This window comes from Asticcacaulis sp. MM231 (genome assembly GCF_964186625.1).
Lineage (GTDB): Bacteria > Pseudomonadota > Alphaproteobacteria > Caulobacterales > Caulobacteraceae > Asticcacaulis.
Genome location: NZ_OZ075108.1, coordinates 811,690 through 837,702 on the forward strand (window position 1 = coordinate 811,690; position 26,013 = coordinate 837,702).

Genomic DNA, 26,013 nt, shown 5'->3' on the forward strand with positions numbered 1-26,013 from the left:
TAAAGTGCAGTGCACAAGACGAGCCGGACCGACCTTATAGTTTGATTTCGCGATTTTTAAAAGCGATTTTGAGTTAACCTCGCCCGGAGGTCGTTACACCCTACATTTAAGCTGTGCAAATAAAGCCTTTTAGCCCTTAAGCACGGTTTTCGGAGACGGCGCTTCAGGCGGCGCCAGTTTGATATTGATCAGCTTGATGCCAAGCGCGCGCGCATCGACCGGCACAACCACCTTCGCTGCGGCTTCACGCTCCGCCGCGCCACGGCCACTGAACTTGACGGGCGTGACAGGCGTAACTGGTATGTCGGCGGCGTCCTCATAGGTCTGTTCCTCGACCAGGAAGCGGATCTTGAGGGTTTCGCCGCGCAGCGCCGAAGCCGGCAGGGGCAGGGTGTTGAGCGTGGCGCGCGGGGTCAGGTTCATTTCACCGACCTTGACACCATTGACCATCACGACGACCAGAACCGGCTGGCGGCTCTTGGCTTTCAGGGTCATTTCCAGCTTCTTCGGGCTTGGCGTCTCGAACTCGACGTGGCGGATCGGGATGCGGAGATTGGCCTTCGGGCCTTCGCTCCACACGCCGTCATATTCCGGGCGCGACCAGTTTTCATCGAGCAGGCACGTGCCTTGATCGAGCCAGCCGAAGCGCACTTCGGAGCGCAGCGGTGACCATTCCGGCTTTTGCAGCTCGATCGTGCTGCCCTTCGGCGGAATGATCCAGACGCCATCGAGCATCCGCAGGCGCGGCCATAGCTCGGACGGCGCATCGCACTGCTTGAGGAAGACGAACAGGTGATCCGACTTGATCTCGCCCCGCTTGAAGGCGTCCATTCCGGCTTCCTGATTGGCGACCTGGATGAGGTTTTCGCGCGCCGCGTACATGGTGTTGACCGGCTTGGCCTGCGAGGTGGCGCGCCAGGTCAGCTCATAGAACAGCTTGTCGTTCATATGGACGTTGGCCGGGTAGAAATCGACACCCTTGGACAGGGTGACGAGTTGGTCCCATTCCGGGCTTGGCGTCTGGTAATACATCTGGTCGCTGGAGGCGAGCGATGTGGCCTTGCGCATGGCGCGTGACAAGCCGGCGATGTCATAGGCCTGCGCCACCAGCACCAGCGGCAGCAGGACGGCTATCGTCTTCGGGCGGCTTCGGAACAGGACCACCAGCGCGGTGACGATCAAAAGGTAGGTAATCGGCCAGGTCAGGCGGCCAGAGGCGCGCAGCACGGCGGCCGGCTGGCGCAGGGCTTCCGGAAGCTGGAACCTCCACACATCATAACCATAGAACTGGGCGTGGTTCGACACCGCGATCAGGAACAGGATGAAGAAGGGGATGGTCAGGGGGCGCAAGGCGGCGATAAAGCTGCGGGCGGTCCTGGCTTCCGGCGTGGTGATATAGAGCACGACGGCCGAGACCACCAGCAGGATGAGACCGAAACCGAGATACTGGTAGCCCTCGAAGGACTGCCCGCCATCGAGCGGCCACGCTTTGAGGATGGCGGAAAACTCCGGCTTGACCGGATTGAACCAGCCGTCCATCGGGAAGGAATAATAGCCGTAACCGCCGGCGCCGGGGCTCATGCCTTTGGTAAAGCTGCCGCCGATATAGAGGGCCACAATGGCCAGGGCGAGTGGCGGCATGGCGCGGATGACGGCATCGACCATCACCTTCCAGTTGGCCACCAGCCGGCGTTCACTCATGTCGATATGCATGGCGCCGAAGAAGCGCTTGATGCAGTCACCGCCCCAGATGGCGGCGATCATGAACAGCAGATAGGGGTGGATCATGCCGGTGACGAACAAAAGCGCGCACCAGCCGAGCATCTTCCGGCCATTGCCGAACCAGCTCAGCACGAAGCGCAGACCGCTACCTTCGGGCAAGGTGTCGTCCCGGACGTTGATAAAGAGGTGCAGGCCCCAAAGGATCAGCCATTGCGCCACCAAGGTATCGTGACGCATGCGGTAATAGAGCATCGGCAGGGCGGACAGCGCGATGGCGCCGCCTATGGCGCTCCACTTGCCCGGCGCGTGCGGGCGGATCAGCTTGTAGGCGAAGGTGAAATGCATCACCACGCAGAACAGGAACCACAGGCCGTTATACTGGAAATTGGCCGGCAGGAAGTCGCGGAACGGCTTGAACAGGAAGGCGAACAGGGGGTTCGAGTTGGTCGAGAACAGGGTGTTGCCCACCGGAGCGCCCAGCAGGGTTTCGTGGTTGAAGGTCGACCACGGCATATGGCGCCAGGCATTCCAGCCGAGGACGTGCTGCCCCCAGTCCTCGTCCAGCAACCAGCCGATCCGCGTCGGGTTGACCACATTGATGTCGAAGAAGGCGGCGAACAGCAGCAGCGGCGCGATGATGCAGAGCCCCCAGTGCGTGCCGGTCACCAGTCCTTTGCGGACGGCGGGCGGCAGGGCATGAAAGCGGGCGTTCAGGTTCGCAAATAGCTGGCCGGGACGAAGCCAGTTCGGCAGGGTCATGGTGTCTTAACTCGAGGTAAGGAGGTCTTATGCGTGCAATCGTCGTGCCCAATGCCCCCTCCACATGACTTTTTTGCGGCAGGGAACTGGCTTCAGGTGGCAGTTTTTTGCAGCGCAATCATAGCTGAAGCGATTGCGGTTCACAACAACGTGAGCCGGTTACTTTTTGTTACGCTCAAATGGTTGAGGAAATCAGCGAGCCCGGCGCCAGTGTGTCCTCTGCCGCGTCAGGCGTTTTCAGCTTCTGACGATACTGTTCCAGGGTCACATAGGGCTGATGACCATGGGGATCGATGGCGTTGGCATTGAGGCTGAAATGCACGGCCTTGTCCTCTTCCGACAGGGTGTCGAAAAAGGCGGCCTGTGCGTCGTGTGGCGAGCTGTGGTCTTCGATGGCGCGCACCACGGCCTTGACCTCATCCTGTGAAATGGCGGCTTCGCGCTGCGCCAGCTCACTGTTGGCGGTTAGCTCGCGGTAAAGACGGGCGCTGCGCGCATCTATGCCGCGCAACTCACCACTGGCGGCCATGCCGTTCAGCGCCTGCATGGCGGCCAGACGTTCTTCGAAGGTGTAGGTGCCCTGATCGTCGCTAAGCACGTTGGTCAGGCGGCGAAAGCGCGCGCGGTTGCGCGCGTGCATCGATTCCCAGGCTTCGGGCACGATCTTGTCTGGGGCATTGGCCACGGGCTCAATCGGCTGGGCTGGCAGCAAGGCATTGACGGACGGGATGGCGGTTATCTTCATAGCCGACCTCACAATGAAAGGGCGCGGAATTTTCACTCCACGCCCTTAGCTTAGGCAATCACGCTTAAGGTCTTGTTAAGGCGTTCAAAGAGGCTTCACGAACTAATTTCAAGATTTACCATGCGCCTTTAGCCATGCCTGTGTATTCGGTCCGGCATTGGCTTTGATTTGCTCCCAAACTACCTTTTCGAGTTTCGGCTGAGTGTTCAGGAGAAATATGGTCATTTCATCACTTAACATCGGTGTAATACCAGCCAACTTAAATATTGACGCACGCCCAATCTCTGTCGCCGATTGAGCGGATGCGGTCGGGATCGTTGACAAGGAAGTGCCAAGCGTTTGTGCAGGCCTCTGCGATTTCGTCGTAGGTATTCCAGACCAGAGCGCAAAGTTTGTTCTGCCTGAGATAGTCCCATACGTTCTCCATTGGGTTCAGTTCCGGTGAGTAGGCCGGCAGGGACAAGAGGGTGATGTTGTCCGGGACGATCAGTTTCTTGCCGCGTTGATGCCAGCCGGCGCCGTCGCAGACCAGCAGAGCATGGGCGCCGGGGGCGACTTGGGTGCTGATTTCCTTCAGGTGCAGGTTCATGCCCCAGGTGTCGCAGCCGGGAATGATCATGGCCGCCCCGACGGCGCGGCGCGGACATATGGCGCCGAACAGATAAGTCGAGGTGTGTCGGTTATCGCGCATCATGCGCGGGCGCGAGCCGACTGGCGCCCAGATATAGGCGTGTCCGCCCTTCTGGCCGACCCTGGCTTCGTCCTGGAACCAGATTTCTATGGGACCGGCGGGTGAGGCGTCCTTGAGCGCGGCTTTGACGAGGCTGGCGAAGTTTTTTTAAAAATTGCCTCAACCTCAGGGTCCTTTTGCGGATGAACCGGCCGCGGTTGCAGGCGCGTCAGACCCAGTTCGTGCAGCCATCGGCCGATCGTGTTTTCGTGCACTTCCACGGAAAACCTGCGGGCCACCTCGGCCCGCAGGTCGACGCACCGCCAGCGCACCACCTGGTGGATCGCCGGATCGGGGCCTTGGATCACCACCTCGCGCAACTCGGCTTGCTGCGCCTCGGTCAGGGCCGGCCGCCGGCCGGGGGCAGGCAGTGATTTCAGCCCGTCGACGCCAAAGGCGTTGTAGCGATGCACCCAGTCGGCAAGGGTTTGCCGGTCCATCCCGTTCAGAGCAGCCGCCTCGCGACGCGAATAGCCGTCCAGAACCAGCGCCACCGCCAGAAGCCGCCGAATCTGAGCGCCATCCGAGCACCGTGCGCTAACGCCCCGAAGCGCCGCGCTCGTGTAGTCCGTCCGAGTAATCTTCAATGCCACGCCCATCAGATGTCTCCATCATGCGATTCGTTATCGACGCATTGATTCGGAATTCAATCGACTTGGGAAGTCACAAGAGAGTCAGCATCAGCGAGGGCTGGTATAAATGTCGTTTTGGTAACCTCGGCATGATGCGCGATCAGCCAGGTGGCAAAAGGGATATTTCCCTGATGCACGATATTGTCCAGCAAACTCCAGCCCGCACCGCCGCGGTCGTTAATGCCAGCGCCTGCGTCCAGAAGTTGCTCCGTTACCTTGATCAAATCATCAATATTTGCCGAATTGTCGGTATCCCAAAAGGACAGAGAATTCTCCTGTCCGACCACAGTAATGACGGGTATATCATTCATTTTAGTTAGTCCGTCCGACCCTTTTTTAGCATGGAAGACGAGGGGCGGATGATCCGACAGTAGCTTGGCTACCATCATCGGGGAGATATTGGCCGCGGCATGAGCCAGAGCACGCGCGCTTTTGACAGGATCGGTTTGGCCGTCCGTAAGCAGTGCGCCACCAGCAATCAGTTTGTCTACAAAAACCATTCGATCGCTTTTTATGGCGGCATCCAGCAGGGCTGTGTCCAGAAGGAAGTGGTTGGTAACAACATAATCCGCCGGCGCTCCCAAAGCGAGCAGAGCTTCGATGTCTGCGTCTGAATTAGCTGATGATGCCGTCATGCGGATCAGCAGTTCACCACCTCTTTTTGATCGAAAATCGAAACCATTCTGTACCAATTGCGCGGTCGTTTCGCGGGAGAAGGTTCGCCACAAATCGCGCCTTGCCAATTCTGCAAGCTTATAGATGAGTTCGTCAGCCGCAGCAGGTACACCGTTCAGGCTGCCTGAGTCATAAATACGCAGGTTCTTAACTCTATTTTCGGTACTAATTTCAACGTCACGATAAACATCGTCAAGCGCCTCATTCATCCCCGGAAATCGTGCATCCTCTGGCATTGGGGCCGGACGATAAACGTCAGACAAGGACCAGAAGTCTGCTTTTTCAGCCAGATTTAGCATGGCAGCGACTTGCTGAGGCGGGATATGGTAGGTCTGTGGCCCTAATATCCAGCCACCATCAAAGCGTGAAGGAATGTAGATGACGGTCCCTTCGCCCGTAATCGTCATAGTAAAAGGACCGTCTCCCGATCGTCTTCCATGGCTCTCCAATTGGATTTGCACGAATGACAAATCGCCGTTTGGCCGCTCAACATTCTTTGCTGGTGGTACGTCATTCTTAACGGGCGATGGTGCCGTAGTGTCGGCAATTGTTGAAATGTCCTGTGCATTTGCCGGAACAACGCCCAAGCACAACAACAGACCTATGAGTCCCAAATAACGCAAAACTGCCCCCCAATTTTGTAATTGGAGGGCAGTCTATCATGCTTGGCTCAGGTTGTGAAACCTACGCATATTCTTGAATAGGACGCACATCGAGCAGTTCGGTGGCGCCGGACTTGATGGCGCGCGTGGCGGCCACCGCGCCCGAAGCGGTTGTGTAGTACGGGATCTTCATCATCAGGGTGGCGCGGCGCAGCGAGAACGAATCCGCCAGCGACTGTTTGCCCTCGGTGGTGTTGAACACCAGATCGATTTCGCCGTTCTTGATGGCGTCGAGGATGTTCGGACGACCTTCCAGCACCTTCTTGATCGGCTCGACGTCGAGCCCCTTGGCCTTGAGGTAATCGGCGGTGCCGCCGGTGGCGACGACCTTGAAGCCGAGATCGAGCAGGGTGCGGATCGAGTCCAGCACCACCGGCTTATCCATGTCCTTCACCGAGACGAAGACCTTGCCCGAAGCGGGCAGGCGCACGCCGGAGCCAAGCTGGCTCTTGGCGAAGGCGCGCGAGAAGGCGTCGATCATCTCTTCGCCGTCACGAATCCAGTCGAGGCCCATGACCTCGCCGGTCGAGCGCATCTCAGGCCCAAGCACCGTATCGACGTTCGGGAAGCGGGCGAACGGGAAGACGGCCTCTTTCACGGCGACGTGGCGATAGTCGCGCGGTTTCAGGTTGAACGAGGCCAGGGTTTCGCCGGCCATAATCTTGGCGGCGATGCCGGCCAGTGGCTTGCCCAGAGTCTTGGCGACGAACGGCACGGTGCGTGAGGCGCGCGGGTTGACTTCGAGCACGAAGATTTCCGGCGCGTCGGAATAGGGGTGCAGGATGGCGAACTGGACGTTCATCAGGCCGCGGACCTTGAGCGCGCGGGCCAGCTCGACCGTCTGGCGCTCCAGTTCGACCACGGTTTCCGGTTTCAGCGAGAAGGGCGGCAGCGAACAGGCGGAGTCGCCGGAGTGGACGCCGGCCTCTTCGATATGTTCCATGATGCCGGCCACGAAGACATTGCCCGAACCATCGGCCAGGGCGTCGGCATCGACCTCGATGGCGGCCGACAGATACTGATCGATCAGCACCGGCGAGTCGCCCGACACCTGCACGGCTTCACGCACATAGCGCGTCAGTTGCTCGTCGTCGCGGACGATTTCCATGGCGCGGCCACCCAGCACATAGGAGGGGCGGATAACGATCGGGTAGCCGACCTCATGAGCGCCCTTGAAGGCCTCTTCCGGGGTGCGGGCGATGGCGTTGACCGGCTGTTTCAGGTCGATATCGCGCAGCAGGTGCTGGAAGCGCTCGCGGTCTTCGGCCAGGTCGATGGCGTCCGGCGAAGTGCCGAGGATGGGGATGCCCTCGTCTTCGAGTGCCTGCGCCAGCTTAAGTGGGGTCTGGCCGCCAAACTGCACGACGACGCCGCGCAGATCGCCCTTCGACATCTCGACGTGGATCAGTTCGAGCACGTCTTCGGCCGTCAGCGGCTCGAAATAGAGGCGGTCGGAGGTGTCGTAGTCGGTCGAGACGGTTTCGGGGTTACAGTTGACCATGATGGCCTCAAGGCCCATGTCCTTGAAGGCAAAGGCGGCGTGACAGCAGCAATAGTCGAACTCGATGCCTTGACCAATTCTGTTAGGGCCTCCGCCGAGGATGATGGCCTTGGGGCGATCGGTCGGCTCGGCCTCACATTCCGGCACCTGACCGAGCGCGCCCAACTCATAGGTCGAATACATATAGGCGGTCGAGGAGGCGAATTCGGCGGCGCAGGTATCGATGCGCTTGAACACCGGACGCACGTTCAGTTCCTGACGGGCGGCGCGGACTTCTTTTTCGGTCTTGCCGGTCAGTTTGGCGAGGCGCACATCGGAGAAGCCCATGGCTTTCAGGGTGCGGAAGGCCTTGGCAGAGGTCGGCAGGCCAAGCGCGCCGATCTTGGCTTCTTCGGAGATAATGGTTTCGATCTGGCGCAGGAACCACGGCTCGTATTCGCAGGCGGCGTTGATGTCCTCGACCGACAGGCCATGGCGGAAGGCCTGGGCGATGACGCGGATGCGGTCTGGCGTCGGGCGGCCCAGTTCGCGGATCACGGCTTCGCGGATGGCGTCGGGGTTCTCGGCGGTCTTCACGCCCTTGATCTCGACCTCATCGAAGCCGGACAGGCCGGTTTCCAGACCGCGCAGGGCCTTCTGCATCGATTCGGCGAAGGTGCGGCCGATGGCCATGACCTCACCGACCGACTTCATCGAGGTGCCGAGCAGCGGCTCAGAGCCGGGGTACTTTTCAAAGGCGAAGCGCGGGATCTTGGTGACGACGTAATCGATCGACGGTTCAAAGGAGGCCGGCGTCGTCTTGGTGATGTCGTTTTGCAGTTCGTCGAGCGTGTAGCCGACGGCCAGCTTGGCGGCGATCTTGGCGATCGGGAAGCCGGTGGCTTTCGAGGCCAGCGCCGAAGAGCGCGACACGCGCGGGTTCATTTCAATGACGATCATGCGACCGTCTTTCGGGTTGAGCGCGAACTGTACGTTCGAGCCGCCCGTTTCGACGCCGATCTCGCGCAGCACGGCCAGGCTGGCCGAGCGCATGACCTGATATTCCTTGTCGGTCAGGGTCAGGGCCGGCGCCACAGTGATCGAGTTGCCGGTATGGACGCCCATCGGATCGACGTTTTCGATCGAGCAGACGATGATGCAGTTATCGGCGGTGTCACGCACCACCTCCATCTCGTATTCCTTCCAGCCGACGATCAATTCTTCGATCAGAACTTCGGTGGTGGGGCTGAGGTCGAGACCGTTGGTGACGATCTCCTTGAACTCTTCCTGATTGTAAGCAATGCCCCCGCCGGTGCCGGCCAGGGTGAAGGAGGGGCGGATGACCGCCGGCAGACCGCCGATGGCTTCCAGACCCGCGACGGCTTCTTCCCAGGTGTGAGCTACGGCCGACTTGGCCAATTCGAGCCCCAGCTTATCCATTGCGTTACGGAATTTCTGGCGGTCTTCGGCCTTGTCGATGACCTCGGCCTTGGCGCCGATCATCTCGACATTGTATTTCTTGAGCACGCCGGAGCCATCGAGCGCCAGGGCGGTGTTGAGCGCAGTCTGGCCGCCCATGGTCGGGAGCAGCGCATCCGGGCGCTCCCGGGCGATGATCTTCTCAACGAATTCGGGGGTGATCGGCTCGATATAGGTGGCGTCGGCGATATCGGGATCGGTCATGATCGTCGCCGGATTGGAATTGACCAGCACGATGCGGTAGCCTTCCTCGCGCAGCGCCTTACAGGCCTGAACGCCGGAATAATCGAACTCACAGGCCTGACCGATCACAATAGGGCCTGCGCCGATAATGAGAATGGATTTAATGTCTGTGCGTTTGGGCATCGTTGTCTTTCGTACACAAGGCGCAAGCCGTCATGACGGTTGCGCAAAATTAGAGCGGGCTGTGAATCTCACAGTCCGATGAAAACGCGCCTGACAGGCGCTGTATGTTTTATGGCTAAGCGGGTGCTTTAGAGGCTAAGGGCGGTCGTTGCAAGTCTTGATGTTAAGAATCTCGGATCGATCCGCTAGGTGTGAAGTCCTGAAATAACGGGAAACACAATCGCCCCAAGACCACACGGAGGCGCACATGTCCTATCCTTACGGATCAAGACGCTGGGCGTCGCGGGCTGTTGGAAAAACAGGGGCCGCGCGATCCTCAACCGGATCACACGGCCAGGATTACGTTTACGCCGTGACCTTGGCGTCGCGCATATACTGGGCGAAGCGCTCGAACAAATAGAGCGAATCGACCGGGCCGGGCGAGGCTTCCGGGTGGTGTTGAACCGAGAATACCGGCTTTCCGGTCATGGCGATGCCGCAGTTGGAACCGTCAAACAGCGATACGTGGGTCTCGACCACGCCTTCCGGCAGCGAGGCGGGGTCAACCGCGAAGCCATGGTTCATCGACACGATCTCGACCTTGCCGGTGGTGTCGTCCTTGACCGGATGGTTGGCGCCGTGGTGGCCCTGGCTCATCTTGATGGTCTTCGCGCCAAGAGCGAGCGCCAGCATCTGGTGGCCGAGGCAGATGCCGAACACCGGCGCGCCTGAAGCGACCAGTTTCTGGATCACCGGCACGGCGTACTCTCCGGTCGCGGCAGGATCGCCGGGGCCGTTCGACAGCAGGACGCCATCGGGCTTGCGGGCCAGGATGTCTTCCGCCGAGGTAGTGGCCGGCACGATGGTGACATCGGCGCCGGTATCGATCAGGGCGCGCAGGATGTTCTGCTTGACGCCGTAGTCGATGACCACGACCTTGAATTCGTGCCTGGTGCCATCCTTGTAGCCTTCCGGCCATTGCCACAGGTCGGTGGTGTAGGTCGAGGATTGTGCCGAGGTGGCGGCGGGGGCGAGATCGAGACCACCGAGGCCGGCCCATTCGCGCGCCTGAGCCTTCAGGGCTTCAAGATCGAAAACGCCGGACGGGCTGTGGGCGATGATGCCGTGCGGCATGCCATGTTCGCGGATCTTCTTGGTCAGCGAGCGGGTATCGATGCCGGAAATGCCGACGACGCCGCGCGATGTCAGCCAGTCATTGAAGCTCATATCCGAGCGCCAGTTGGCCGGCGGGGTGGGGGCATCGCGGAAGATGGCGCCCTTGGCGGCGCGCTTGGGGTCATTACCGAGTTGCTCGACATCTTCTGAATTGACGCCGACATTGCCGATGTGGGGGAAGGTGAAAGCGACGATCTGTTCCATATAGGAGGGATCGGTGAGAATTTCCTGATAGCCGGTCATGGCGGTGTTGAAGCAGACTTCGCCGAGCGCTTCGCCCGTGGCGCCGCAACCGAGGCCCTGATAGACCGTGCCGTCCGCCAGCACCAATACACCCGTGCAACCTTCCAAAAGCTCAGTTGTCATGGTGTATCATCTCCTTTGAGTCCTACTGCGGCGACCTTGCACGCAAACGGCGGGACACATAGGGGCACAGGCGCGCAGGATCAAGTGTTAATTGACCTTAACGCATCACGAATGCGGCAGGTTTGTTAGCAGATGTTATCAGATGTGCGGTTCGCAGCGTGTATAACCTGCCTGTGATGGTTGACCCCGCCTTGCCGGATAGGGTCTAATTGGCGCATCCACGATCATCTATTATGTCGCAGGAGCCTGAGCGCTTGGAAAGCATCACCCTATCGCTGTTTCTTTTGCTGGCCGTCGTGGTCAGCGGATGGCTGTCGCGCCTGTCACCCGTTTCGGTGCCGGTGCCGCTGGTCCAGATCGCGCTGGGCGCCGTCATCGCGCTGACCACAGGCGCGGCGGTCGATCTCAAGCCCGATGTCTTCTTCCTGCTCTTTTTACCGCCGCTGCTTTTTTATGACGGCTGGAAAATTCCCAAGGAAGGCCTGTTCCGCGACAAGGGCACCATCCTGCAACTGGCGCTGGGGCTCGTCGTCTTCACCGTGCTGGGCGTCGGTCTGCTGATCCACTGGCTTATTCCGGAGATGCCTTTGGGCGTGGCCTTCGCGCTGGCCGCCATTATTTCCCCCACCGACCCGATCGCCGTTTCGGCCATCGCCACCCGCGTGCCGATCCCTAAGCGCCTGATGCACATTCTCGAAGGCGAGGCCCTGCTCAACGATGCGTCCGGTCTGGTGTGCATGCGTTTTGCCGTCGCCGCCGTGTTGACCGGCAGCTTTTCGCTGGTCGATGCCGTGGGCACCTTCGCCTGGCTGGCCGTGGGCGGCATCGCCATCGGTATCGGCGTGACCTGGGTGATCACGCGTGCGAAAAACTTCATCGCCCGTCGCATCGGCGAAGATACCGGCTCTCAGGTGCTGATCAGCTTGCTCATTCCTTTTGGCGCCTATCTTCTGGCCGAACATTTTCACTGTTCCGGCATTCTGGCCGCCGTGGCCGCCGGTCTGACCATGAGCTATGCCGAGCAGAGCGGCCAGGCCCTGCCTGAAACGCGCGTGCGCCGCAACGCCGTGTGGGATACGATCCAGTTCACCGCCAACGGTGTTATCTTCGTGCTGCTGGGCGAACAATTGCCCAGCATCGCCGCGCGCGCAGCCCAGGTGGTGCATCTCACCGGCCATGACGATCCCCTGTGGCTGATAGCCTATGTGGTGACCATCAATGTGGCGCTGATCGTCTTGCGCTTTGCCTGGGTGTGGGTCGCCCTGCGCTTCACCTTGTTCCGCGCCGCCCGCAAGGGGGAGCCGGTGCAGAAGCCGAGCCTGCGGCTGATCGCGGCCACGTCGCTGGCCGGTGTGCGCGGCGCCATTACGCTGGCGGGTGTTCTGACCATTCCGTTCGTGCTGTCGGATGGCACCGCCTTTCCGGCGCGCACTCTTGTCATCTTTTTGGCGGCGGCCGTTATTGTCGTGTCGCTTTTGCTCGCCAGCGTGGGGCTGCCCTTCCTGCTCAAAGACCTGAAGCTGCCGCCCGAACCCAAGGCGCAGGCCGAGGAGGACGAGGCGCGGCTGGAGGCGGCCAAGGCGGCGATCATAGCCATCGAACAGTTTCACAAGGCCCTGGGCTTGGGGCCGCGCGAAACCGATCTCTATGCCGATGCCGGTGCACGGGTGCTGGATTTCTATCGCCGGCGCGTCGAAAACCAGGCCCTGCACGGCGAGAACACGGCCCACCTGCGCAAGATCGAGGAGATCGAACGCAAGCTGCGCCTGACCGGCATCCGGGCGGAGCGCGACACCTTCTACCATCTCAGCCGGTCACGCGCGCTCTCCGATGAGACCATGCGCAAGCTGGTGCGCGAGGCCGATCTGGTGGAGGCGCGCCTGACCGGCGTTTAGGCGCCAGGGCGATTGGCTATTGCCTCCGTGACCTGACGTCAGGCCTTGCCGTAGTTCAGCTCAAGCTCTTTGAAAAAGGCCTCTGACAGTTTGGCGAACTGCTGAGGGTTGAGGCGGATATCGTCGCCGGCCTTGAGGCTGAGAATGGGACTCACCACTTCCTCCGACACCTTATGGTGATTGTGCAGGATCGAAGAGACGAGCGTCCGTACTTCCTTCAGCGCATCGCCCTCCAGCGCCGGATCGCGGTCGGCGAAATAGCGGTCCATGGCCAGGATCAGGTTGCGGAAAAAGGGCGGCTCAAAGGCATCGGTCGCCGCGCCCAGCGCGGCCTTGTCCTCGCCCATCTCCGCCGCGATGCGAAAATCATGATAGGTCGAGAGTTGCAGGTCGATCTTCGCACGCGCTTCCGTGACATAGGCGGGGGGATAGCTTCGGGTGCTGGGCATGGCGGTTTCCTTGATAAGCTTCAACCCTACTCCGGTCGCAACGATGCCGCAAAGCCTATCCTTTTGCCAACCGGAAGCAGTTTCTTATTGATCCTTTATGTCGAACTGTCGTCAATCAGACGTGACCAGCGCTTGGCGACTGAGGGTGCGTGTATTTTAGGGGTCGGGCCTCTATGCCATTAAGTAAACTTTCGCCCAGTGAACAGGCGGATTTCTTCCGTCTCGTTCTCGATTCGACCGTCGAGGGCGTGTATACGGTTGACTGTGAAGGCCGCACGACCTCGTGCAACGCCGCCTGTCTCACCCTGCTCGGATTTGATGCCACCGACGACGTCCTGGGTCTTAAGCTGCATGAGGTCATCCTTGTCACCGGCCCTGACGGCACGCCCTATGCGGCCGAAGACTGCCCCATTGTCGAGACGGCGCGTACAGGTGTTGGTCGCCATATCCCGCATGGTATTTTCCACCGTCGTGATGGCAGCGCCTTTCCGGTCGAATACCGCGCCCAGCCGATCCGCAAGGACGGCGTGCTCATGGGCGCCATCTGCACCTTCGTTGACATTTCTGATCGCGTCGCCGCCGATGAGAAGCTAAGCATCGTTCAGAAGATGGCCAATTCCGCCTCCGAGCGCATCAATCTGGCGCTCGATTCCGGCGTGGTGCTCGGCACCTGGGTGTGGGATATTCCCCACGATCTTGTCTATGGCGATGAGCGTTTCGCGCGCAGCTTTTCGGTCCCTGAAGCCCTGGCCCTGAAGGGTTTGCCGTTTGAAACCACGGTGCGGGCGATTCATCCGGAAGACATAGACGGTTTGCGCAAAGCCGTGACTGAGGCGCTTGAAGGCGCGCCGTCCTTTCGCGCCGAATACCGTCTGCGTGATGGCGACGTCTGGCGCTGGGTCGAGGCCAGCGGCACGGTTACGCGCAACGCCGCTGGCGCGCCTGTGCGCTTTCCCGGTGTTCTGATCGATATCGATGAGCGCAAACGCTTTGAAGACGCCTTTCAGCAAACCCACGATCAATTGCGCATGGCGCAGAAGGTCGGCGGCATCGGGGTTTTCGCCATGCCGGCGGATGCCGGCGAACTGACCGTTTCGGAAGAGTTTTGCACCATTTTTGGCCTGGCTGTTGCACCTAAGCTCTCAGTGGAGCAGGTCGCGAAACTGGTTGTGGCTGAGGATCGTCAGGCACGGTCGACCGACGAAGACCGCGCCGCCGGCACCACACCGTCCGAAACCGAATATCGCATCCAGCGGCCGGACACCGGTGAGGTGCGCTGGATCTACCGCCGCGCTGAATTTATTCGTGACGATGACGGCAAGCCGCTGCACATGGTCGGCATGGTGCAGGATATCACCGAGCGCAAAACCGCGGCCCTGCGTCTGCGCGAGAGCCAGGCCTATCTCAACCTGATGCTGGAAAGCGTGCAGGATTACGCCATCATTTCGCTCGATGAGGCCGGTCGCATCGTGCTGTGGAATGCGGGCGCCCAGAAAATTTTCGGCTACAAGCCCAAAGACGTGCTCGAACAGCATATCGAGGTCATCTTCACGCCCGAAGACTGTGCGCATGGCGCGCCGCGCACCGAACTGGCCCTGGCGGCGACCAATACCCGCGCTTCGGATGAGCGCTGGCACATGCGCCAAAATGGGGAGCGCTTTTACGCCAGCGGCACCATGGCGGCGATGTATGACGACGAGGGGCGCGTCAAGGGCTTCATCAAGATATGCCGTGACATGACGGCCCAGCAGCAGGCGCAGGAAGCCCTGCTTGAAGCGCGCAATGCCGCCGAGGCCGCCAATATCGCCAAGACCGAATTCCTGGCCAATATGAGCCATGAAATCCGCACGCCGATGAACGCCATCATCGGCCTCAGCACCATCCTGTCGAAAAGCCAGCCGCTGACATCGCGCCAGACGGACTATATCCGCACCCTCTCCAACAGCGCCGACAGTCTGCTGGCCCTGATCAACGACCTGCTCGATATCGCCAAGATCGAAGCGCGTACGGTCGAGCTGGAAAATATTCCGTTCAGCCTGACGCGCCTGATGCAGGAGGTCACCAGCATGATGGCGGTGTCGGTACGTGAGAAGGGCCTGACCTTTATCAGTGATGGCGAATGTGTTGAAGAGCGGGTGTTTGTCGGTGATCCGACGCGGATGCGCCAGATCATCGTCAATCTGTGCAGCAACGCCATCAAGTTCACCGAACTGGGCGAGGTCAGGGTGGCGATCACCTGCCTGCCCGCCGAGGCGCCCGATCATGAGATCATCTGCCTGACGGTTAGCGACAGCGGCATCGGTATCGCGCCCGACAAGATCGACAGTATCTTCCACAAGTTTGTCCAGGCCGACACCAGCATCAACCGCAAATATGGCGGCACGGGCTTAGGCCTCGCCATTACCCGCACCCTCGTCGAGATCATGGGGGGCAGCATCAAGGTCAGCAGTGCGCCGGGTGAGGGCTCGATCTTCGAGGTGCTGCTGCCCTTGCAGGTCGCCACCAGTGATCAGGTGGCGCGCAGCGAATATTCTCTGGCCGCGGTTCAGGAAGGTCGCGTCGAAAAGCACCTGCGTCCGCCGGTTCTGCTGGTCGAGGACTATGAACCCAATATCCTCGTCGCCACCACCTTCCTTGAGGATTTCGGCTACAATGTCGATATTGCGAACAACGGGCTTGAGGCTTTCGACGCGGTCCAGCGCACGCGCTACGTGGCGGTGCTGATGGATGTGCAGATGCACGGCATGAACGGTCTGGATGCCACGAAGCTGATCCGTGAATGGGAAGCGGCGGAAGACACGCCGCGCGTCCGCATCATCGGTATGACAGCGCACGCTCTGGCCGGCGACCGCGAACGCTGCCTGTCGGTGGGCATGGATGACTATGTCGCCAAGCCGTTCCGGCCCGAAGAACTGCGGCGCAAGATCGAAAACGCCGCCGGCAATCTAGAGGCTTAGCCTCAAATAGCGCACGCCCTTGCCGCGATCGGCCAGATGCGCGCGGCCGACCTCTTCAAAGCCCAGACTGGCGTGAAAGGCATCGGACGCCGGATTGGGCGGATCGAAATTGACCTCGCACACCACCTGGCTATGGCCGGCCTCGCGCGCTACCGCGAACACCGCCTCATAGAGCCGGCGCGCCAGACCTTCCCCGCGTCGCAAGGGTCTTACGGCCACGCGGTCGACATAGGCGAAGGCCGGATAGCGGGCTTTGAACCACAGGAAGTTAGGGCTGTCATAGGCCGTGGTCTGGTCGCAGACAATCAGCAGGCCGTCGCCATCATCCACCGCCGCTGCGAAGAAGGCGCTGGCGATCAGGGCCTCGAAGTCGGGGCGTGTCATAGAGGACAGTTCCGTGGCGTGGGCTTCGTTGAGCGCATGCAGGCGGTCGATCAGGGCAGGCGCTAAGGGCGCGGTCAGGCGATGGATCGTCATGAAGAAACTCTCGTGAAGCGCCGGGCAAGATCAAGGCTGGAACTGTTTGTGGACAGGTGCAAACCCGGCGTGCCTACACTATAACCGCGAGGTAAACCATAAGTCTCGCTAACACGAGCGGCTAATTTAATTCGCTTGTGATGACAGGGCGGGGCTTTATGGTGCGCCTTCAAGCTCAGCCTACACGGGACAGCCAGCCTTAATATGACTTCAGTTCGATCTGCCCCAATATGTGGCTGGCCTTGCCGCTAGCCTGCATATCAATCCGCTCTATTCCGTATCCGGACTGGCCGTCGGCATTCTGGTCGGGCTGACCGGCGTTGGCGGCGGCTCACTGATGACGCCGCTGCTCGTCTTGCTGTTCCATGTCCATCCGGCCACCGCCGTCGGCACCGATCTGCTTTACGCCGCCATCACCAAGGGCGCCGGCACCGTTATCCACGGTTTCAAGAGCACGATCAACTGGATGATCGTCGGCCTTTTGGCGCTGGGCTCGATTCCGGCCACGATCGCCACGCTCTACGCCATTCACCATTTCGGCAAGTCGGATGCCATGTCGTCGCTGATCACCCACGTGCTCGGCTATGCCCTGTTCGTAACGGCCGCCATGCTGTTGCTGCGCGGCGTCATCCAGAAGCTGGCGGAAAAGCGTTTTGAAAAGGCCGAGGTCGAGCATCGTCCGCTCCATACCGGCCGCCGCGCCATCCTGACCATCCTGACCGGCCTGGTGCTGGGCTTTCTCGTTTCACTGTCATCGGTCGGGGCGGGCGCGCTCGGCGTCACGGCCCTGATCATGCTCTATCCGCAACTGCCCATCGTCAAGATCGTTGGCTCTGACATCGCCCACGCCGTGCCGCTGACCTTCCTGGCCGGCATGGGCTATTTTTTCATCGGCAATGTCGATCTTAACATGCTGGCGTCCCTGCTGATCGGCTCCATCCCCGGCATTATTATCGGGTCGCTGTTCGCCTCGAAAGTACCGGAAAAGGTGCTGCGCGGCCTGCTGGCCACCGTCCTGACCCTGGTCGGCTTCAAGCTGGTGACGGCTTAAGGCGCACAAGATGTGCGCTGGCCGACACGCTTTCAGCCTGTTTTCCCGTGATGCCCGATTTTGCTTGTGAGGTGTCAAATTGCCGCTAGATTAGGGTTAACGGCCCTGTCGCGGGCTGTTGGGGGGATATTATGGGCTTGCATCACACACGAAAACCACGTCTCAAAACCCTGACTGCGCTGGGTTTTGCCTTGGCCCTGGGCCTGTCTGCGCCGGCCTTTGCCGAAGCGCCCGCCAGCAGCGCCGGCACCGCCATCGCCATCATGCAGGCCACATCCGCGTTGCAATCCGGCGATTGCGCCAGCGCGCTCAAGCCGCTCAACCTGCTCTGGCACGACCCTTACCTTGAGCAGAACGATCCCGAACTGGCGGCGCAATTTCGCTTTCAGTTGGTCGCCTGCACCGCAGATACGCAAGGCCTGCCGGCGGCGCTGGCGCTCTCGGTCGAGAACATGGCGCGTGCCAAAGATATCAGCGCGTACGACCTCCACGTCTTCCTGCAACTGGCCTCGCAACAGCCGCTGGCCGCGGCGGCGACGCTGGAGGCGGCCCTGACGCGCTTTCCGGATCAGGTCCCAAAGCTGACCGACACCACCGTCGTCGGCGTACTGCTGCAAATTCACGACAGCCAGCCAGCGACGACCCAAAGCCTACTCAACCATCTCGAAGAGACACGCTGGCAAATCCATACTGTCACCGGGCGCCCGCTGATGGGGTATCTGCGCCTCCAGGCCTTACGCGCCGCCGTGAAGGCCGGTGATACGGTCCATGCGGAGCTTTATCGCGCCGATCTCAAGACCGACAGCCTGTTCTACATCGTCAGTCAGGGCGATGGCACGATCAGCGACGCGGCGCTGGCCTCCGATCCGATCGGGCCGGTGCTCCTGCGTGAGATCGAGGACGTCAAGGCGGTCATCACCGCCGACCCGGCCGATCTGATGGCGCTGAGCTACCTGATGGGGCTGGAGAAGATGAACGGTCAGGACGCCCTGGCCCTGACGCAGCTCAACGGTATCCTGGCCCTGGTCGATCAGTATGGGATCGACAAGTTCGGAGGCCAGCACGTCTATCCCGACCTGCTGGCCGAACGCGGCGCGCTCTATGCCAATGTCGGGCGTTTTAACGATGCAGGAAAGGCGTTTGAGGATGGCGCCACCAGGCTCGGCGCCGGTAAGGCCAATGACGTGCTCGTGGCCTATATGAAGTTCCTTGTCGATAACGGCCGCGAAAAGGAAGCCCTGGCGCTGGAGGGCCGCATCGATATCGCCGCGCTTGATGGCGGTCAGGCGGCGACGGTGCTGGCCACCGAAGCGTGCGCCATGGGCTATGCCGGCGATACGGCGACGTTTGCGCGCTTTATCGGCCTGCTCAATGGCCGTGATCTCTTGCAGGTCAAGCCTTACCTATGCGCTGGTAACAGCGACGCGGCGGCCAAGGCTTTGATCAGCGCCATCAGCAATCCGTCGATGCGTGACGATGTCATCTTCGATCTGCAAAACGACCTGCCGCCGATCGTACTCGGCGATCGTGACGAGGTTTTCGTAACGGCGCTCGAAGCGCTGAAAGGCCGCGCCGATGTTCAGGCGGCGGCGAAAGCCAACAACATCATCGTCCGTAAGTGGACGGTGCGGATGAACTAGCGGATATCGCAGGCGATGGCCACGGGTGCCGTCTGGGCGGCTGCCAAGGTGCCGTTAAAGGTGGTGCAATCAAGCTGGTTCGGCGTGCCGGCGGTGGTGGAAGAATAGACGCGAACCATGAGCGAAGGCTTGCCGCTGGCGATATGTGTCATGACGTCCGGATCGATGCCGCTGCCGGGCATCTTCACCGTCTGGGTGTTGGCCGCGATATCGACCTGATCCATACCGGCCGGTATATGACCGTCCTCATCGACCTTGTCCTTGGCGGCTTCGACCGGTGCGCCATAGAAAAAGCCCTCGACCGTCGCGCCCTGACCCAGCTTTTTCATCGCGGCGGTGGCGGCGGGTGTGAAGGTGACGGCGACTTCATAGCCGGTGTTGCCCAGTATCGCGCGTTTGTCTTTTGCGGGCATACGAGCGCACATGCTGAGCATGGCGATGATGACCACGATAGCGGCGATGGCGACGGCGATCTGAGCGTTGCGAATGGTCATGTGGCCCCCTTAGAGAGCGGCGGTTCTAATCGATCCGTCGGGTTGGCGCCAGTCGTAAAAGCGTCACATTAATCGCTTTAAGGCACTAGACTACACGCGAAGGGCAAGGGCTTTTCCTGCGCTGTCGCCACATAGTCCTGGAAAACGCGGCAGCTCAGGCGTTCGTCCTTCACGCCGTCATGCAGGGCGAAGGCGGTGATCTGAACCAGCGGCTTGGGCCCGACAATGGCGACCAGCCGCTCTTTCTGGATACCGGCGCCGGTCATATGGACGTTCTGGTTTAGCGGCTCAACGATGACCGTGTCGGTGTTAAAGCCGATAACGCCGTCGGGTGTGACGAGATGCGCGGCCTCCGGTGTCGGCAGGCCGTAATAACGGGCGGAGATGGTCAGCTTTTCGCCACGCTTTTTGAGGTGTTCGGCGGCTTCGGGCGTGAAGGAAAGCGCCAGATCGTAGCTGAAATCTGCGGCGGTCGCAGACGCAGGTTTTTCCGCCGGTTTGGGAGAGCATTGGCTGAGGGTCATCAGGGCCAGTAAGACGGTAGCGCGGTAAAGCATGGTGTGTTTCCTGTTTTGCGAAGTCTATCGCACCTTAAACAAGTAAGAAACCCCACCACCCCTTCGCTTCGCTCGCGGTCCCCCTCCCCACCAGAGGTGGGGAGGTATAAGAAAAAACTCTATGCCTATACCTCCCGAATTTAGTGGGAGGCGGTGGCGGGGAAACTGGCCTAAACCAGACCCGAACCCGTCATCTTCAAAACCGGCGTGAAAAGGTCATTGCGCGATATCCATCTGGAACGGTACGGCGGGCAGGTCATCACCGCTGTAGAGGTTGGTGTAGGGGGCATCGGACCAGGCGTAGCGCACCCGGACGTTTTCCGGCGTGTTGGCGCCTTTCAGGACGATACGCTGCCCCTCCGCCACGGCGCTGACATAGCGGCAGGCGTCCTTGGCGTCACAGGCCTCGAAGCCTATGGCGGTATCGGAGCTGTAGGTTTTCAGGCCGCTTTCGGCGTAGCGGAAACCGATCACCAGATCAGCGCCGGCGCGCGTCACCGAGGTTGCTTCCGGCCCGGTCGGGGCGATGTTTTGGCCAAAGACCAGCTTGTCGACGCCGCGCGCCAGCCGGTTGCCGATGATCGTTTTCTGCGTCGGGTGGATGTCGCTGCGGTCGCCGACGTCGGTGCTGACGATCAGGGCGGCGTGCGCATCCGCGGCCACGCTCAGGCGCTGGGCTTCGCGCAGGTCCGCCCAGTTCGAGGCCCCGGGCTGGGTCGAGACCGCGCCGTAGCTGGAGAGTTGCACGATCAGCATGGGCAGGTCGGGGGCACTGAAGCTCTTGCGCCAGTCGGCCATCAGCATGGGCAGCAGGGTGCGATATTCCGTGGCGCGTCCGGTGTTGGATTCGCCCTGATACCAGGCGGCGGCCCTGACCGTATAGGGCGCGATCGGGGCGATCATGCCGTTGTAAAGCGTGTTAAGGCTGGTCGGCACTTCCCAAGGTGCGCTGGGAATACTCAGACCTGTGGCCTTCATGCCGGTCTTGTAGCTCCAGTCGGCGGTGAGCGGGATGGCCTGTCCGTCGCTGGTCTTGATAAATCGCATGTCGGGCTTGCCGGTCAGGCCACCGCTGCCTAGTACGCGCAGAACAATGACATTTTCTCCTGCCTTGAAGACGCCCGCCGGCACCTTGTAATCGCGCCACACCCATTCGATGCTGCCGCTGCCGACCCACTGGCCGTTGATCCAGGTGGTATCGTAGGTGGCGACCGGCCCCAGCGTCAGTTCGTTGGCCTTGGCGGCCTGTTCGGGGGTGAGTGTCACGCGGGTGCGCAGCCAGACCACGCCGTCGAAAGCCTTCAGCTCGGTCACGCCGCTGTCCTTCCAGCCGCTGGTCGCTTTGAGGCGCGGCCACTTGGAATCGTTGAAGCTCGGCGAAATCCAGGCGCGCTGGGCCTTGGCGGATGCGTCGTGGGCATCCCACCACGCTTCCTGCCGTTTGGCATGGTCGGCCTGCGCCCGGGCAGGATCGTCGGCATAGTGCGCCACATCATCCACCCCGGCGCTAAAGGCAGGAAGGGTGCGTAAACTTGCTGGGCTGATCCAGCTTTCGATCGTCGTGCCGCCCCAGTCGGAGGCGATGAAGCCGACCGGGACCTTGTGTTCCTTTTGCAGGGCCTTGCCCATCGCGTAACAGACGGCCGAGGCCTCGCCGGTCGTGTCGGGGCCTGCTACCTTCCAGGCAGGCGTGGTTTTCAGATCGGCCTGCGGCGCTGCGGCGCTGTCCTTTTCGATCGTCACGAAACGCAGGTCCGGATTGGCGGAGGCGGCGATATCACCCCAGGCACCCGTCGCCAGACGGGCCGGGAACTCCATATTGGACTGGCCCGAGCAGAGATAGACATCGCCGACCAGGATGTCGTTGAGCGTGGTCGTCGCCTGCCCATCAGAGACCGTGAGCGCGTAAGGGCCGCCAGCGGGCAGGGCGGGCAGGCTGGCCTGCCACCTTCCATCGGCCCCGGCGGTGGCCGTCACCGACTGGCCTGCCACGCTGATCGTCAGGGCGCTGTTGGCTTGCGCTTCGCCCCAGATACGGACGGGCTGTTCGCGCTGGAGCACGGCGTGATCGCCGAAGATACGGGCGAAATGGGGCGCCGTTTCGGCGCTGGCCGCCATGGGGAAAGCGCACATAAGGCTGACGCTCGCCAGCAGGCTGATTCGGCGGATATACGACCTCATGGCGGTCTCCCTTGCTATGTTTTCTTATGGGCGGGAGGCCGGAAATAGCCGTCACGCCGTTGCATAGCGTCAAAAAAGCCTTGCGTGTTCAAGCTTTTTTTTGGCGAAATTTTTCGTTTGCCAAAGTCTTTTCATTCCTGAAAGGCGTTTGCATCCTGATCAATTTGCCAAGTAAGCGATTGCACCCTATAGAATGGCCCAAACGGGACTGAGTTACAGGGAATTTGATGGCGCGCAAGATCGGCCGACGCGGGGGAAATATCGTCACCATCCATGATGTGGCGCGTCATGTCGGCGTATCCCCGATGACTGTGTCTCGCGTTATCAATGGCGAAAAGAACGTCCGCGAGGAAACGCGGGCCAAGGTCATGGCCTCGGTGGAGGCGTTGAACTATTCGCCCAACCTGGCGGCCAGGTCTCTTGCCACGCAGGATTTGGCGCGGATCGGCCTGCTCTATTCCAACCCCTCCGTCGCTTTCCTGAGCGAGTTCCTGCTTGGGATTCTGTCGGAAAGTTCGCAAAGCGGCGCCCAACTGCTGATCGAAAGCTGCGAAGGCCCCGAAGGCGCCACCGTGGCGTTGGAAAAGATGAAGGCCGCCGGCTGCGATGGCGTCATCCTGTCGCCGCCGTTGTCCGATTCGTCGCGTGTCGCCAAGATTCTGAAGGACATGAACCTGCCGTTCGTCGGCGTCGCCATGGCGCGCCCCGATCCGACCGTCTCGTGCGTCACCATAGATGACCTTAAGGCCGCCTCGGCCATGACCCGCCGCCTGATCGAACTGGGTCACACCCGTATCGGTTTCATCAAGGGCCACCCCAACGCCTATGCCAGTCAGATCCGCTATGACGGCTTCGAGGCGGCAATGAAAAAGGCCGGACTGGAGATCGATCAGAGCTTTGTCGGTCAGGGCTATTTCACCTACCGTTCCGGTTTCGACGCCGCCGAGCGTCTGTTTAGCCACAAGACGCGCCCGACCGCCATTTTCGCCTCCAACGACGATATGGCCGCCGGCGCCGTGGCGGCCGCGCATCGCCTGGGTCTGGAAGTGCCCGATCAGGTGACGGTGGTGGGGTTCGACGATACGGCCATGGCGTCGAGCGTCTGGCCGGAACTGACAACCGTGCGCCAGCCAATCTCGGATATGGCCGGCCTGTCGGTGCGCTTGTTGCTCGATCAGATAAAGGCCCATCGTTCCGGGCGGCCGTTTGAGGCGGTGCGTGAGGTGCGTGATTTCTCGCTGATCGAACGCCAGTCATCGGCCAATGTGGCAGGTCCTGACTATGCGCCAGTAAAGCGCGCCAGCGATTCCTGAAATTGGGAGCGCTTTCCATACACGCGACAATTTATTTTCCTTGACATAGGTTGGCGTCTGCAAGATTGGTAGCGCTAACAAGCTATAAGGTGTCCGTAGCCTGCAAGGGGCAGCCCTTCTGGCGAAACAGGACTATAAACGGGTAGAGAAGATGCGGGTGAGGTCACCTGCCCAATGCACTTAAGGACGAGATTGAAAATGTCTGATTCCCTGCCTACGGCCATGCTGCCGGGCGACTGGCGCAGCGCCACCCTGATCGGCCGTATCGAAACCGCCGAGGGCCCCACGCCCATCATGATCAAAAACGGCGAAGTGTTCGATATGAGCCCGATCGCCCCCACCGTGTCGCAATTGCTGAAGGTCTGGCCTGAGCAGGGCGTGCCCGAAGGCGGCCTGCCGTTCGGTGGTTTTGAGGATTTCGAGTTCTCCAAGCTGTGGGCGAAGGATGGCTCGGCCGCGCACCGCACCGGCAACCAGCTTCTGTCGCCGATCGATCTGCAATGCGTCAAGGCCGCCGGCGTCACCTTCGCTGTTTCGGCCGTTGAGCGTGTTATCGAAGAACGCGCGCGCGGCGATGCCGACAAGGCGCAGTCTATCCGCAATGATCTGGCCGAGCGCGTCGGTGGTGATATCCGCTCGGTGAAGCCGGGTTCGGAAGCCTCCGCCAAGCTGAAAGCCGCCCTGATCGCCGATGGCCTGTGGTCGCAATATCTCGAAGTCGCCATCGGCCCCGACGCCGAGGTCTTCACCAAGTCACCGGTCCTGTCGTCGGTCGGCTGGGGCGATGAGGTCGGCGTCCGTTCGGATTCGACCTGGAATAACCCCGAACCCGAAGTCGTCATGGTCGTCACGCCGGAAGGCCGTGCGGTCGGCGCCACGCTCGGCAACGACGTCAACCTGCGCTGCTTCGAAGGCCGTTCGGCCCTGCTGCTCGGCAAGGCGAAGGACAACAACGCTTCCTGCGCGCTCGGTCCATTCATCCGCATGTTCGACGGCGAAAGCTTCACCCTTGATGACGTGCGCTCCGCCGTGCTCGATCTCAAGATCGATGGCCCCGAAGGCTATGAACTGGTTGGCCGTTCGACCATGGCCGATATCAGCCGCGATCCGCTCGACCTGATCGAGCAGGCGATGAGCGAGCATCATTATCCGGATGGTTTCGTGCTGATGCTCGGCACCCTGTTCGCTCCGACGCAGGACCGCGACACGCCGGGCCGCGGCTTCACCCACAAGGTCGGTGACGTCGTGAAGGTGTCCTCGCCCAAGCTCGGCTGCCTGGAAAATCGCGTCACCTATTCCAAAGACGCCCGTCACTGGAATTTCGGCATTGCCGACCTGATGCAAAACCTGGCCGATCGCGGCCTCCTGAAGCCGCGCAATACGGCTCAGGGCAAAAAACTGGCTTCGTAAAGAGCCCCGTACTTCTACAGAGAGTGAGTTAACGTCTATGTCGTCTGCCATCTATCCCAGTCTTAAGGGCCGCAAGGTGTTGATCACCGGCGGCGGCTCCGGCATAGGCGCTGGCCTCGTCACCGGCTTCGTCCGCCAGGGCGCGAAGGTGCATTTCATCGATCTGGTCGATGACGTGTCGGCCACGCTCGATACCGGCGTGCTTGGCGTGCCGCCCGTCTTCCACAAGTGCGATCTGACGGATACGCCCCTGCTGGAAAAGACCCTCGCCACCATCCTGGCCGACGGTCCGGTGCAAATCCTGCTCAACAACGCCGCGCGTGATGATCGTCATTCGCTGGCGGAAGTGACGTCGGAGTTTTTCGACAAGAACATCGCCGTCAACCTCAAGCACATGGCCATGTGCACCCGCGCCATCGCGCCGGGCATGAAGGCGGCCGGCGGCGGCGCCATCATCAATTTCGGTTCGATCTCGTGGCACCTCGGCCTGCCTGATCTGGTGCTGTACGAAACCGCCAAGGCCGCCATCGAAGGCTTCACGCGCGCCCTGGCCCGCGAACTGGGCCCCGATAACATCCGCGTCACCACCATCATTCCCGGCAATGTGAAAACCAAGCGCCAGGAGAAGTGGTATACGCCGGAAGGCGAGGCCGAGATCGTGCGGTCACAGTGCCTGCCGGGTCGTATCGTGCCGGATCACGTTGCGTCGCTGGCCATGTTCCTGGCCTCGGACGATGCCGAACTCTGCACCGGCCACGGCTACTGGATCGACGCCGGCTGGCGGTAGTTTCTTATACCTCCCCATCTGTGATGGGGAG

At 61.0% G+C, this 26,013-nt stretch carries 18 protein-coding genes; 7 read left to right on the forward strand and 11 right to left on the reverse strand.

Annotation, left to right across the window (positions count from 1 at the left end):
• Positions 1-129: 129 nt before the first annotated feature.
• The 6 genes from ABQ278_RS03895 to carA all read right to left on the reverse strand — a co-directional run bounded on the left by ABQ278_RS03895 (position 130) and on the right by carA (position 10,771).
• Positions 130-2,481, reverse strand: a complete 2,352-nt coding sequence (locus ABQ278_RS03895; RefSeq protein WP_349321298.1) for a DUF6311 domain-containing protein — start codon at positions 2,479-2,481, stop codon at positions 130-132.
• Between the two features lie 175 nt (positions 2,482-2,656).
• Positions 2,657-3,226, reverse strand: coding sequence for a hypothetical protein (locus ABQ278_RS03900; RefSeq protein WP_349321299.1), 570 nt, complete (start codon positions 3,224-3,226; stop codon positions 2,657-2,659).
• Positions 3,227-3,485: 259 nt separating this feature from the next.
• A protein-coding gene (locus ABQ278_RS03905; protein WP_349321300.1) for an IS630 family transposase occupies positions 3,486-4,555 on the reverse strand; the annotation gives its coding sequence in 2 pieces (ribosomal slippage) (positions 3,486-4,066 and positions 4,066-4,555; 1,071 coding nt in all).
• Positions 4,556-4,602: 47 nt separating this feature from the next.
• Positions 4,603-5,670, reverse strand: a complete 1,068-nt coding sequence (locus ABQ278_RS03910) for a hypothetical protein (protein WP_349321301.1) — start codon at positions 5,668-5,670, stop codon at positions 4,603-4,605.
• 277 nt (positions 5,671-5,947) lie between these two features.
• Positions 5,948-9,250, reverse strand: coding sequence for a carbamoyl-phosphate synthase large subunit (carB, locus tag ABQ278_RS03915; protein WP_349321302.1), 3,303 nt, complete (start codon positions 9,248-9,250; stop codon positions 5,948-5,950).
• A 345-nt stretch (positions 9,251-9,595) separates the two neighbouring features.
• Positions 9,596-10,771, reverse strand: a complete 1,176-nt coding sequence (gene carA / locus ABQ278_RS03920) for a glutamine-hydrolyzing carbamoyl-phosphate synthase small subunit (protein ID WP_349321303.1) — start codon at positions 10,769-10,771, stop codon at positions 9,596-9,598.
• 254 nt (positions 10,772-11,025) lie between these two features.
• Between carA and ABQ278_RS03925 the strand changes: the two genes are divergently transcribed.
• Positions 11,026-12,666: a Na+/H+ antiporter gene (locus ABQ278_RS03925; RefSeq protein WP_349321304.1), complete on the forward strand. Its 1,641-nt coding sequence runs from the start codon at positions 11,026-11,028 to the stop codon at positions 12,664-12,666.
• Between the two features lie 38 nt (positions 12,667-12,704).
• On the opposite strand, the gene ABQ278_RS03930 is transcribed toward ABQ278_RS03925, so the two are convergent.
• Entirely contained in the window at positions 12,705-13,115 is a 411-nt protein-coding gene (locus tag ABQ278_RS03930) for a hypothetical protein (protein WP_349321305.1), read from the reverse strand.
• Between the two features lie 173 nt (positions 13,116-13,288).
• Between ABQ278_RS03930 and ABQ278_RS03935 the strand changes: the two genes are divergently transcribed.
• Complete coding sequence (locus tag ABQ278_RS03935; protein WP_349321306.1) at positions 13,289-16,072, forward strand: PAS domain S-box protein; 2,784 nt, start codon at positions 13,289-13,291, stop codon at positions 16,070-16,072.
• Here ABQ278_RS03935 and ABQ278_RS03940 read toward each other — a convergent pair.
• A complete protein-coding gene (locus tag ABQ278_RS03940; protein ID WP_349321307.1) occupies positions 16,061-16,549 on the reverse strand; it encodes a GNAT family N-acetyltransferase in 489 nt (162 codons plus the stop codon). The genes ABQ278_RS03935 and ABQ278_RS03940 overlap by 12 nt on opposite strands.
• Before the next feature lie 232 nt (positions 16,550-16,781).
• On the opposite strand from ABQ278_RS03940, the gene ABQ278_RS03945 reads away from it, so the two are divergent.
• Both ABQ278_RS03945 and ABQ278_RS03950 read left to right on the forward strand, forming a co-directional pair.
• Positions 16,782-17,600: a sulfite exporter TauE/SafE family protein gene (locus ABQ278_RS03945; protein WP_349321308.1), complete on the forward strand. Its 819-nt coding sequence runs from the start codon at positions 16,782-16,784 to the stop codon at positions 17,598-17,600.
• A 131-nt stretch (positions 17,601-17,731) separates the two neighbouring features.
• Positions 17,732-19,240 (forward strand): hypothetical protein, encoded by a 1,509-nt coding sequence (locus ABQ278_RS03950; protein ID WP_349321309.1) that lies wholly within the window; start codon positions 17,732-17,734, stop codon positions 19,238-19,240.
• Here the strand turns inward: ABQ278_RS03950 and ABQ278_RS03955 are convergent.
• The 3 genes from ABQ278_RS03955 to ABQ278_RS03965 form a co-directional block, all read right to left on the reverse strand.
• Positions 19,237-19,734, reverse strand: a complete 498-nt coding sequence (locus tag ABQ278_RS03955; RefSeq protein ID WP_349321310.1) for a hypothetical protein — start codon at positions 19,732-19,734, stop codon at positions 19,237-19,239. The two genes, ABQ278_RS03950 and ABQ278_RS03955, sit on opposite strands and share 4 nt — an antisense overlap.
• Before the next feature lie 77 nt (positions 19,735-19,811).
• Entirely contained in the window at positions 19,812-20,291 is a 480-nt protein-coding gene (locus tag ABQ278_RS03960) for a hypothetical protein (protein WP_349321311.1), read from the reverse strand.
• 216 nt (positions 20,292-20,507) lie between these two features.
• Positions 20,508-22,472, reverse strand: a complete 1,965-nt coding sequence (locus tag ABQ278_RS03965) for a sialate O-acetylesterase (protein ID WP_349321312.1) — start codon at positions 22,470-22,472, stop codon at positions 20,508-20,510.
• 227 nt (positions 22,473-22,699) lie between these two features.
• Here ABQ278_RS03965 and ABQ278_RS03970 point away from each other — a divergent pair, with 227 nt between their 5' ends.
• From ABQ278_RS03970 to ABQ278_RS03980, 3 genes are all read left to right on the forward strand, one after another.
• Entirely contained in the window at positions 22,700-23,785 is a 1,086-nt protein-coding gene (locus tag ABQ278_RS03970) for a LacI family DNA-binding transcriptional regulator (RefSeq protein WP_349321313.1), read from the forward strand.
• A 198-nt stretch (positions 23,786-23,983) separates the two neighbouring features.
• Positions 23,984-25,195, forward strand: coding sequence for a fumarylacetoacetate hydrolase family protein (locus ABQ278_RS03975; RefSeq protein ID WP_349321314.1), 1,212 nt, complete (start codon positions 23,984-23,986; stop codon positions 25,193-25,195).
• Positions 25,196-25,232: 37 nt separating this feature from the next.
• Complete coding sequence (locus ABQ278_RS03980; protein ID WP_018081046.1) at positions 25,233-25,982, forward strand: SDR family NAD(P)-dependent oxidoreductase; 750 nt, start codon at positions 25,233-25,235, stop codon at positions 25,980-25,982.
• Positions 25,983-26,013: the final 31 nt, after the last annotated feature.

Excerpts from the sequence above, each read along its gene's own strand:
- ABQ278_RS03940 (WP_349321307.1), bottom strand. The coding sequence starts at position 16,549 with ATGACGATCCATCGCCTGACCGCGCCCTTAGCGCCTGCCCTGATCGAC.
- ABQ278_RS03935 (WP_349321306.1), top strand. The coding sequence starts at position 13,289 with ATGCCATTAAGTAAACTTTCGCCCAGTGAACAGGCGGATTTCTTCCGT.
- ABQ278_RS03970 (WP_349321313.1), top strand. The coding sequence starts at position 22,700 with ATGGCGCGCAAGATCGGCCGACGCGGGGGAAATATCGTCACCATCCAT.
- ABQ278_RS03950 (WP_349321309.1), top strand. The coding sequence starts at position 17,732 with ATGGGCTTGCATCACACACGAAAACCACGTCTCAAAACCCTGACTGCG.
- carB (WP_349321302.1), bottom strand. The coding sequence starts at position 9,250 with ATGCCCAAACGCACAGACATTAAATCCATTCTCATTATCGGCGCAGGC.
- ABQ278_RS03975 (WP_349321314.1), top strand. The coding sequence starts at position 23,984 with ATGTCTGATTCCCTGCCTACGGCCATGCTGCCGGGCGACTGGCGCAGC.
- carA (WP_349321303.1), bottom strand. The coding sequence starts at position 10,771 with ATGACAACTGAGCTTTTGGAAGGTTGCACGGGTGTATTGGTGCTGGCG.
- ABQ278_RS03895 (WP_349321298.1), bottom strand. The coding sequence starts at position 2,481 with ATGACCCTGCCGAACTGGCTTCGTCCCGGCCAGCTATTTGCGAACCTG.
- ABQ278_RS03960 (WP_349321311.1), bottom strand. The coding sequence starts at position 20,291 with ATGCTTTACCGCGCTACCGTCTTACTGGCCCTGATGACCCTCAGCCAA.
- ABQ278_RS03955 (WP_349321310.1), bottom strand. The coding sequence starts at position 19,734 with ATGACCATTCGCAACGCTCAGATCGCCGTCGCCATCGCCGCTATCGTG.
- ABQ278_RS03900 (WP_349321299.1), bottom strand. The coding sequence starts at position 3,226 with ATGAAGATAACCGCCATCCCGTCCGTCAATGCCTTGCTGCCAGCCCAG.
- ABQ278_RS03910 (WP_349321301.1), bottom strand. The coding sequence starts at position 5,670 with ATGACGATTACGGGCGAAGGGACCGTCATCTACATTCCTTCACGCTTT.
- ABQ278_RS03930 (WP_349321305.1), bottom strand. The coding sequence starts at position 13,115 with ATGCCCAGCACCCGAAGCTATCCCCCCGCCTATGTCACGGAAGCGCGT.
- ABQ278_RS03980 (WP_018081046.1), top strand. The coding sequence starts at position 25,233 with ATGTCGTCTGCCATCTATCCCAGTCTTAAGGGCCGCAAGGTGTTGATC.
- ABQ278_RS03965 (WP_349321312.1), bottom strand. The coding sequence starts at position 22,472 with ATGAGGTCGTATATCCGCCGAATCAGCCTGCTGGCGAGCGTCAGCCTT.